Origin of the sequence: Pseudomonas sp. HMWF006, from assembly GCF_003061205.1 — a bacterium.
GTDB lineage: Bacteria > Pseudomonadota > Gammaproteobacteria > Pseudomonadales > Pseudomonadaceae > Aquipseudomonas > Aquipseudomonas monsensis.
Genome location: NZ_QAIU01000214.1, coordinates 1 through 9,607 on the forward strand (window position 1 = coordinate 1; position 9,607 = coordinate 9,607).

General features: G+C 62.2%; 7 protein-coding genes and 1 pseudogene. All 8 read right to left on the reverse strand.

The window, feature by feature from the left end; translation table 11 throughout:
- Positions 1-2,069 (reverse strand): 4-alpha-glucanotransferase (gene malQ, locus DBR24_RS08465; protein ID WP_128614486.1); only part of this gene is annotated, 2,069 nt, incomplete at its 3' end.
- Positions 2,066-3,868 (reverse strand): malto-oligosyltrehalose trehalohydrolase, encoded by a 1,803-nt coding sequence (gene treZ, locus DBR24_RS08470; RefSeq protein WP_128614487.1) that lies wholly within the window; start codon positions 3,866-3,868, stop codon positions 2,066-2,068. The genes malQ and treZ, both read right to left, overlap by 4 nt.
- A 15-nt stretch (positions 3,869-3,883) precedes the next feature.
- Positions 3,884-5,467 (reverse strand): glycogen synthase GlgA, encoded by a 1,584-nt coding sequence (glgA, locus tag DBR24_RS08475; protein WP_123469042.1) that lies wholly within the window; start codon positions 5,465-5,467, stop codon positions 3,884-3,886.
- Positions 5,468-6,058: 591 nt separating this feature from the next.
- Entirely contained in the window at positions 6,059-7,012 is a 954-nt protein-coding gene (locus DBR24_RS08480) for a D-2-hydroxyacid dehydrogenase family protein (protein WP_128614488.1), read from the reverse strand.
- A gap of 13 nt (positions 7,013-7,025) precedes the next feature.
- Positions 7,026-8,072 (reverse strand): alpha/beta fold hydrolase, encoded by a 1,047-nt coding sequence (locus DBR24_RS08485; protein ID WP_128614489.1) that lies wholly within the window; start codon positions 8,070-8,072, stop codon positions 7,026-7,028.
- Between the two features lie 86 nt (positions 8,073-8,158).
- On the reverse strand, positions 8,159-8,593 hold the full coding sequence (locus tag DBR24_RS08490) for a YqaA family protein (RefSeq protein WP_128614490.1): 435 nt from the start codon (positions 8,591-8,593) through the stop codon (positions 8,159-8,161).
- On the reverse strand, positions 8,593-9,039 hold the full coding sequence (locus DBR24_RS08495; protein WP_128614491.1) for a DUF411 domain-containing protein: 447 nt from the start codon (positions 9,037-9,039) through the stop codon (positions 8,593-8,595). The genes DBR24_RS08490 and DBR24_RS08495 overlap by 1 nt, the downstream gene beginning before the upstream one ends.
- Before the next feature lie 308 nt (positions 9,040-9,347).
- Positions 9,348-9,607: pseudogene (locus tag DBR24_RS08500) on the reverse strand (methyl-accepting chemotaxis protein); the annotation flags it as partial.

Genomic DNA, 9,607 nt, shown 5'->3' on the forward strand with positions numbered 1-9,607 from the left:
CGCTCGGCAGCCTGGAGACGCGCGCAGGCCAGCAATTCCAGGCGTCGTGCGGCGTCGGCAGCGTCAAGTAACGCTTCGCTGGTGGCGGGCAGACGCCGCGCCCAGTTCGGGTGGGTGTCGATCGTCCCCGGCAGGTTGGCCTGTTCATTGATGCCCAGTGCATCTTCGAGGGGCAACAACACCAGGGGCGCGCGGGTGTGGCCGAGGAAGCGCACGCTGGCATCGACCACTTGATCGGCTTCGTGGGATTCCTCGCGGAAGTTCTGCGGGTCCTGGCTCAACGCATTGCGCAAACCTTCACGCTCGCGCTGGCGGTGATGACGCCATTCGATTTCGCCGTTGGCATCGACGAAACCCAGCCGTGCGTTCCAGTCGATGTCGCGGCCATGCCACCAGCCATTGAGCGTCGGCAGGTCGTGGGTGCTGGTGGTGGCCAGCGCATTGTCCGGCCAGTCGAGAATCGGTTTGAAGTAGGTGTTGTCCTGTTCGAACAGCAACACACGCATGCCGAGCATCGAGCGTGCGCTGAGCTTTTCGCGCAGACCGTCGGGCACGGTGCCGAGGTCTTCGCCGAGGACGATGGCCTGATGGCGATGGGATTCGAGGCTCAGCAGGCGCAGCAGATCGTCCACCGGGTAATACAGGTAGGCGCCGTCGGCAGGCGCTGCGCCGTTGGGGATCACCCACAGGCGTTGCAGGCCCATCACATGGTCGATGCGCAGGCCGCCGGCGTGGGCGAAATTGGCCCGCAGCATGTCGATGAACGCACGGAAACCGTTGCGGATCAGCCCTTCGGGCGAGAACGCGGAAATCCCCCAGCCCTGTCCGGAGCGGTTGAGAATGTCTGGCGGCGCGCCCACGGTGAGCGAGGCGAGCAGTTCATCCTGAAAGCTCCAGGCCTGACTGCCGGCGCCGTCGGCACCGACCGCCAGATCGGCAATCAGGCCGATGCTCATGCCAGCACTGCGCGCTGCGGTTTGGGCGCGTTCGAGGCAGCGGTGGATCAGCCATTGGCAGAACGCGAAGTAGCCGATGCGCTCGGCGAATTCTTCGGCAAACGCTTCCAGCGCGGCGCCGCGCGGGTCGTGCCAGTGCTCGGGCCATTGCCGCCAGTCGAGGCTTTCACCACGGGCGGCGCGCATTTCCTGAATGGCTTCGAAGCGGCAGTGGTTTTCCAGCGCTTCGCCACCGGCATGACGGAAGCTGGCGAAGTCCGGGTGCAACGGGTGATCACCGGCGACGAAACCGTCGTACAACGCTTGCAGCAGCTTATGCTTGGCCTCGGCGGCGCTCGGCCAGTCGATCAGTTTCAGGTCTTCGAGGTGCGCGAACTGCTCCGCCAGACCTGCAGCGTCAATCGCATCGCGCAGCGCCCGTTCGCCGAGAATCGCCCCCGGTGCGGCATACAGCGAATTGAGGAACAAGCGACTGGACGGCGAATAGGGACTGTAGCGGCCAGTGTCGGCGCTGAACATCGCATGCAGCGGACTGATCGCCAGGGCGTCGGCACCGCGTTCGCCGGCCACCCGCGCCAGCTCTTCCAGGGCCTGGGTGTCGCCGAAGCCGCCATCGCCGGGTCGGCGTAGCGAATACAGCTGCACGCTCAGGCCCCAGGCACGGGGGATCGGGTTTCCCAGCGCATCGCCGACGCTGTAGCAGCGCTCCGGCGCCACCGCCAGGGTGAAGAATTGATCGTCGATGTGCACTCGCTGATAACCGACCGGAATCAGCCCGGGCAAAATCGCTTCGCCATCGAGTTTGAGGGTCAGTCGGGAACCGTCCTCGAGGTGAATTTCACACGGGGTGTGCGGCGCGAAATAGCGCGCCAGATCAAGCCCGACACCGACGTCGCTGGTCAGCAGCGGCGGCAGATGGCGGTCTTGCTGCACTTGTTGCAGCTCCAGCAGGCTGGCGTCGATTTCCTGCGCGGTGCTGGCCGGGTGGCCCAGGCCGATCAGGACATTGCGCAGCACCGCCGGGGCGACTTTTTGCGGGCGTCCGTTGGCATCGATCCAGTCGACGGCGAGGCCGGCCCGGCTGGCCAGAATTTCCAGTTGCGCATCGCTCATAGGCGCTCTCCATCCAGAGGTTGCAAAGGGGTTGCGGCCGTGAGGCTGACAAGCGCGCAATACGCGGGCAACAGGCCCGGATCCGACAGGGCGACGGCGGGTGGTTGCTGAAACAGCCACACGGTGTCGCTCTGTGCAGGGTTGACCACTGGCGTATCGCTGAGGTTCAGGTCAATTCGTAGCTCGCTGCCATTGCCCAGGCGCCAGCGCGCACTGACCGCTGCGTGACCGAGTATGTGCGCGCCAAGCGCCTGGGTGCCGGACAGGTTCGGGATGATGTATTGATGGCGCAATTGCAGCAGTTGGCGGTACAGCGCCAGGGTTTGCTGTTGCAGTGCGGTGCCACTGCCGATCAGCCGTGGCTGCGACGCGTGGAAGGTCTGTTCGGCGTTGGGGTCGGGGATCCGTTCACGCTGATGGGGATCGGTAAACGCGCTGAAGGCGGCGAACTCATTGCGCCGGCCCTCGCGCACCAGATCTGCCAGCTCACCGTGATGGCTGGTGAAAAACAGGAACGGTTGCTCGGCGGCAAACTCGTCGCCCATAAACATCAGCGGAATCATCGGTGACAGCAGCAACAGCACGGTGGCGGCTTGTACCGCACGCGGATCGGCCAGTTGATGCAGACGCTCGCCAAAGGCGCGGTTGCCGATCTGGTCGTGGTTCTGCAGGAACAACACGAACGCCGTGGAGGGCAGGTGTTCGCTGGGCTCGCCTCGGGGTTCGCCGTGACGGGTGATGTGGCCCTGAAAGACAAAGCCCTGACTCAGGCAGCGGGCCAGTTGCTCGGTGGGTTGCAGCGCGTAGTCGGCGTAATACGCGTCGATCTCGCCGGTCAGTAGCACGTGCAGGGCGTTATGGCCGTCGTCGTTCCATTGTGCGTCGTAGTCGTATTCGAGCAGGCTGGACTGGTTGAGCTCGTTTTCCACGGTCAGCCAGACATGCCGCGTCGGGTCGATCTGTTGGCGGATACTCCGGGCCATCTCACTGAGAAAATCCGGGTCTTCGATGGCATGCACGGCATCCAGGCGCAAGCCGTCGAAACGGTATTCGAGGAGCCACATCAGCGCGTTTTCGATAAAGAAGTCGCGCACTTCGTTGCGTCGAAAGTCGATCGCCGCCCCCCACGGGGTGTGCTTGTCCTCGCGGAAGAAGCCCTTGGCGTAGCGGTGCAGGTAATTGCCATCGGGGCCGAAGTGGTTGTAGACCACATCAAGAATCACCGCCAGACCGTGGCCGTGGGCGCTGTCGATCAAATGCTTGAGTTGTTCCGGAGTGCCGTAGGAGGCTTGCGGCGCGTAGGGCAGAACCCCGTCGTAACCCCAGTTGCGATCACCGGGAAACTGCGCCAGCGGCATCAGTTCGATGGCGGTGATGCCCAGGGCGGCGAGGCGAGCCAGATGCTGCTCGACTTCGGCAAAGCCACCCAGCGCACCGACGTGCAACTCGTAAATCACCGCTTCACTCCACGGCCGACCCTGCCAGTCACCGTGTCGCCATGCGTACGCGAGCGGGTCGACCACCACACTGTGGCGGTGAATATCGCCATCCTGCGCCCTGGAGGCCGGGTCGGGCACCTCCAGTTCGCCATCAATGTTGTAGCGGTATCGGGTGCCCGCCGGACAACGGGCCTTGATCACGAACCAGCCGTCTGCCTGTGGCAGCATCGGCAGGGATTGTCCGTTGTCCAGTTCGACACTGACGTAAAAAGCATCCGGGGCCCACAGCGCAAATTGCGTGTGTTCGGCATCCTGCATGATCGCGCCGTGGGGCCAGGTTTCAGGGGACCGTAACGGCATTGTCAACGCTTCCTTTTACTTATGGTGGGCTTTACCCAGCGCCTTGGCGACCAGTTGCTCATACAGTTCGGCGTAGGGTTCAACCGCCTTGCACCAGTTGAACGGTGCGGCCATGGCCCGGCAACGCATGGCATTGAGCAGCTCCGGGAAGGCAAACACCTTGAAGGCGCGGCTCAGGGCTTCGCGATAGCTGTCGGCGGTGGACTCGTCGAAAAGGAAACCGGTCACGCCGTTTTCAATGGTGTCGGCCAGGCCACCGGTATTGCGCGCCACCGGCAGTGAGCCGAAGCGCTGCGCATACATCTGGCTCAGGCCGCAGGGCTCGTACCGCGAAGGCATCAGCAGGAAATCGCTGCCGGCAAACATGCGACGGGCGTCGGTTTCATTGAAGCCGATACGCACGCCGATCTGGCCGGGGAAACGCAGCGCCAGTTCGCGCATGGCTTGCTCTTCTTCCGGTTCGCCACGGCCGATGATGGCGATCTGGCCACCTTGCTGGACGATGTATTCGGACACCGCTTCGGTCAGGTCCAGACCTTTCTGATAGACCAGACGCGAGACCACGGCGAACAGCGGGCCGGTGGAGTCGTTCAGGCCGAACAGCGCACGCACATGCGCGGCGTTGACAGCCTTGCCTTCCCAGTCGCCGATGGCGAACGGCGCGAACAGGTGCGGATCGGTGGCCGCATCCCAGCTCTCGTCAATGCCATTGGGGATGCCGCTGAGCAAACCTTGCTGGGTCTTGGCGGCGAGGAAGCCGTCGAGGCCGCAGCCGAAGTCCGGGGTGGTGATTTCCTGCGCATAGGTGGCGCTGACCGTGGTGATGTGGCTCGAATACGCCATGCCGGCCTTGAGAAACGACATCTTGCCGTAAAACTCCATGCCTTCCTGTTGCAGGGCATGGGTGGGGATACCGAGTTCCGGGCAGGATCCGAGGCTGGTCACGCCTTGATACGCGAGGTTGTGAATGGTGAACAGCGTCGGCGTGCGCTGCCCGCGCCAGTGCATATAAGCAGGCGCCAGACCGGCGGGCCAGTCATGGGCGTGCACCAGATCCGGGCACCAGTGGATTTGTGCGAGGTTGGCAGCGATGTCGGCAGCGGCCAGACCCAGACGGGCGAAGCGAATGTGGTTGTCCGGCCAGTCGCGACCGTTATTGGCTCCGTACGGCGAGCCTTCGCGCTCGTAGAGTTCGGGGCAGATCAGAACGTAAATCACCAGCCCGTCAGGCATGTCCATGCGGCCGATCTTGCACGGGGGCAGCGCGGCATGCCCGCCTAGTTCGCCGATGATGTGGATCGGGTTTTCACTGTGCATCACTTGCGGGTAACCGGGGATCAGCACGCGCACGTCGTGCAGGTGCGCCATGGCGCGGGGCAGGGCGGCAGAGACGTCACCCAGGCCGCCGGTTTTCACCAGGTCGGCGATTTCCGAGGTTACGAACAACACTTTCTTCTTGTTGGGATTCTGGCTCGCTAACGGAGTCAGTGTCTTGGTGCCGGGGACGTTGATCGATCGGCTGCCGGGAACGCTGACAGTGCTCGCTTCACCAATTGACTGAGCACGCTCTCCCTGAATATCCAATGCCGCACTGATCATATGACTCTCCCGTCTTGTTGATCTGATTCTTGTCTTGAACAAGTGATGTCCATGACCACGTCCTGTGGCTGGGCGCAAACGCGCCACGCATCGGTGAGCAAAGCTACCCAACACGCGCAAGCAGAATGGGTGACGAGGCCATTGCAAGGAATGAACCAGCCGTGTTCGCCCTGCCTTTCAGATGACCTGCCGCCTTCAGCAAAAGTTTCGATTATTTTGCTGTGATGTGACCGGCCGGTCTGGCCCCGCGAAAACCAGTCTAGGCCAGATCCTAGAGCGGGCCAGAGCAAATGGGTAAATTGTTCGACAATCGGTTTGCCGCGAACGGTAACCCTCGTTTAAGGGGGCAAACGCACCGACGAAGTGCAGTTTTTTTTGCAGGCAAGAGCCAAAACGGTGACTGGGTGGTCACGATTGTGTGCTAGCGGGAAAGGCGGGCGCACTGTTGTGGTGCGTGCATTTTGTTGATGGGGTGGTTGTTCTGGCCCCATCGCGAGCAGGCTCGTCCCTACAAGAAAAGGTATTTCAAATGTAGGAGAGCGCCTGCTTGTGATGGCGATGGCCAGCTCACAACAGGACCAACAGATTGACTCAGTTCAACAGGCGAATCGGCTTGCCCGCCGCCCACGCTTGGATGTCCTCGATCATCTGCGAAAAGAACTGTTCATAGTTTTGCCGACTGACATAACCCACATGGGGCGTCGCCAGCACATTGTCCAGTGTGCGAAACGGGTGCAGGGCCGGCAGTGGCTCCTCATCGAACACGTCCAGCGCCGCCCCGGCGATGCGTTGTTTTTGCAGCGCCTTGATCAGTGCCGCTTCATCGACGATCGGCCCGCGCGCGGTATTGACCAGCAGCGCCGTCGGCTTCATCCAGTCCAGCGCCTGGGCATCGACCAGCCCGCGACTGCGTTCACTGAGCACCAGATGCACCGACAACACGTCGGCCTGCTCGAACAGTGCCTGCTTGCTCACATACGTTACGCCGGCCTGCTGTGCGCGCTCAGCTGTAAGGTTCTCGCTCCACGCGATTACCCGCATGCCAAACACCTGGCCAAATTGCGCCACGCGTTGGCCGATGCTGCCCAGGCCAAGAATACCGAGGGTCTTGCCGTGCAGGTCGCCACCCAGACCCTGCTGCCAGTGGCCGGCGCGCAGGGAATTGGCTTCCTTCAGCAGATTGCGTGTGGCGGCCATGATCAAGGCCCAGGTCAGTTCCGGCGCCGCATGTTTGTAGCTGTCGGTGCCGCAGACGCGGATTCCCCGTTTGGCCGCCGCCGGCATGTCCAGCGCGGCATTGCGCATACCACCGGTCACCAGCAGTTCGAGGTGGGGCAGACGGTCGAGCAGGTCTTCGTCGAAGCGCGTCCGCTCGCGCATCACGCAGATCACTTGGTACTTGCCCAGACGCTCGGCGAGTGTGGCATTGTCCGCCGGGTAGTCATGCTCGAACGTCACCTCACCCACGCTTTCGAGTACCGACCAGTCAACGACGTCGCGGGCGACGTCCTGCCAGTCATCGATCACTGCAATCTGCACCGCCATCAGCCTTACCTCATCAACGAACGGGATTGGTTGTATTCAGCCAGCCGAGCAGGGCTTTGTGGAATTGCGCCGGCTCTTCCATTTGTGGCGCATGGCCCATGCCGGGAAATTCCACCAGGGTCGACTGCGGAATCAGTCGGGCCACGTGTTTGCCGAGCACGTCATAGTGACCGATCTTCGCTTTGACCTCCGGTGACGCAAGGTCCTTGCCGATGGCCGTGGTATCCGAGGTGCCGATCAGCAACAGGGTCGGCATCTTCAAGTCCTTGAATTCGTAATACACCGGCTGGGTGAAAATCATGTCGTAGATCAGCGCTGAGTTCCAGGCGACTTGCGTCTTGCCCGGGCCTTTGCTCAGGCCGGCGAGCATATCCACCCAGCGGTCGAACTCGGGTTTCCAGCGGCCATCGTAATATGTCGTGCGCTCGTATTCACGGATGCCCTGGGCGCTGACCTTCAGTTCGCGCTGATACCACTGATCCACGGTGCGATAAGGCACGCCGAGGGCTTTCCAGTCTTCCAGGCCGATCGGATTGACCAGCGCCAGTTGCTCGACCTGCTCAGGGAACAACAAGGCATAACGGGTGGCAAGCATGCCGCCGGTGGAGTGGCCGAGCAGGGTGGCTTTCTGGATGCCCAAGGCTTTGAGCAACTGCTGGGTGTTGGTTGCCAGTTGCTGGAAGCTGTATTGATAGTGGTCCGGTTTGCTGGAGGTGCAGAAGCCGATCTGGTCCGGGGCGATGACCCGATAACCGGCCTCGCTCAAGGCCTTGATCGAACTGTCCCAGGTGGCGGCGCAGAAGTTCTTGCCGTGCATCAGCACCACGGTGCGACCATTGGCCTTGCCGTGGGCGGCGACGTCCATGTACCCCATTTGCAGGGATTTGCCTTGGGACTGGAAGGCGAAGTGTTTAAGCGTGTAAGGGTATTCGAAGCCTTGCAGCTCCGGGCCGTAGGCCGGGTCTTCGACGGGCGCGGCCTCAGGGGCGGCGTGCGCGAGCAAAGGCATCGCGGCGCAGAGGAACAGGCCGGGCAGCCAGCGGGAAAGCGTGACGGACATAAGGGCAAACTCCATGAAAATCGGCCGATGCTGGAACGGCGGGATTAGGGCGACGTTAAACACAGGCAATGGCCGCGCTCGATGGTTCACCCGAGCCAGCCCAGGGTCAGCAAGGCCAGCACCGCATAACGCGCACCTTTGGCCAGGGTGACAATGAGCAGGAAACGCCCGAGCGGTTCGCGCATCACGCCGGCAATCAGGGTCAGCGGGTCGCCGATGATCGGCAACCAGCTGAGCAGTAACGACCAATGACCGTATCGCTCATAGTGCTTGCGCGCCCTGGTCATGTGCTCGGGGCTGACCGGAAACCAGCGCCGCCCCTGAAATCGTTCGATGCCACGCCCCAGCCACCAGTTCACCAGCGACCCCAGCACATTGCCCAGCGTCGCCACGGCGAGCAAACCCCATAGCCAGTAACGCTCGCTGACAATCAACCCGACCAGCGCCGCCTCGGACTGTAACGGCAGCAACGTCGCCGCGCCGAATGCGGCAAGGAACAGCCCGAAGTACGCAGCGCTCATCAATGGGCCGGGTAGTCCGCCACCACCACGTCAGCGCCGTCCTTCTTCAGACCGATCACTTGGTAGGCATCGCTCATGCCATCCATTTCCATGCCCGGCGAGCCCATCGGCATGCCCGGTGCGGCAACGCCGAGCAGATCATCACGCCGGGTCAGGGCCAGCACTTGCTCGGCCGGCACATGGCCTTCGACGAATTTGCCGTTGATGATTGCGGTGTGGCAGGAGGCCAGGCGCGGTGGCACGCCATGTTGTTGCTTGAAACTGCTCATGTCCGCTTCGACGTGATCGTCGACTTTGAAGCCATTGGCTTCGAGGTGGCTGATCCACTTCTTGCAGCACCCGCAATTGGCGTCGCGATGGACTTCGATCGGAATCAGGTCGGCGGCCTGAGCCAGGGAGGAGAGGAACAGGGCGCTCAGGGCGAGCAGACGCAGGTGGGTTCGCATGACAGGGCTCTCGCTTCGCGGTGGCAGTCAAAAAGAATGCATTTTGACCGTTTTTTATCGCCTGGCATCAACGCAATGTTTCCAGTTGTTGCGAGGCACACGGGGAGGATGATCGCGGATCACGGCTGACAGGTTGCTGAGCGCAAGATGACAAAGTTGTCAGGTGGCCGGATCCGGAGAGGTGTGGGCCTGCTCGCAAATGCGCTCGCTCAGACACTGAAACAGCGACTGAACGATTGCTGTCGCGAGCAAGCCCGATCCCACAGCGGGCATCTGACTGACAGACAACTCCTAAAGGCGTGCAGCAATCAACGGACCTTGAAACGGCCCATGATGGCGCTGACGCGGCTGTTGGCTTCCAGCAACTGACGGGTGTTGAGTTCGCTGGCGTGGCCGCTCTGTACCAGCTCTTCGACCATGTGGCGGATCTGCGCCATGCTGCGGTTGATCTCTTCGGTGACCGCACTTTGCTGTTCGGCGGCCGTGGCGATCTGGGTGCTGAGGCTGTTGATATGGCTGACCGAGCCGGCCATTTCGTCCAGACCGGAGTTGACCCGAGCGGTGGCAT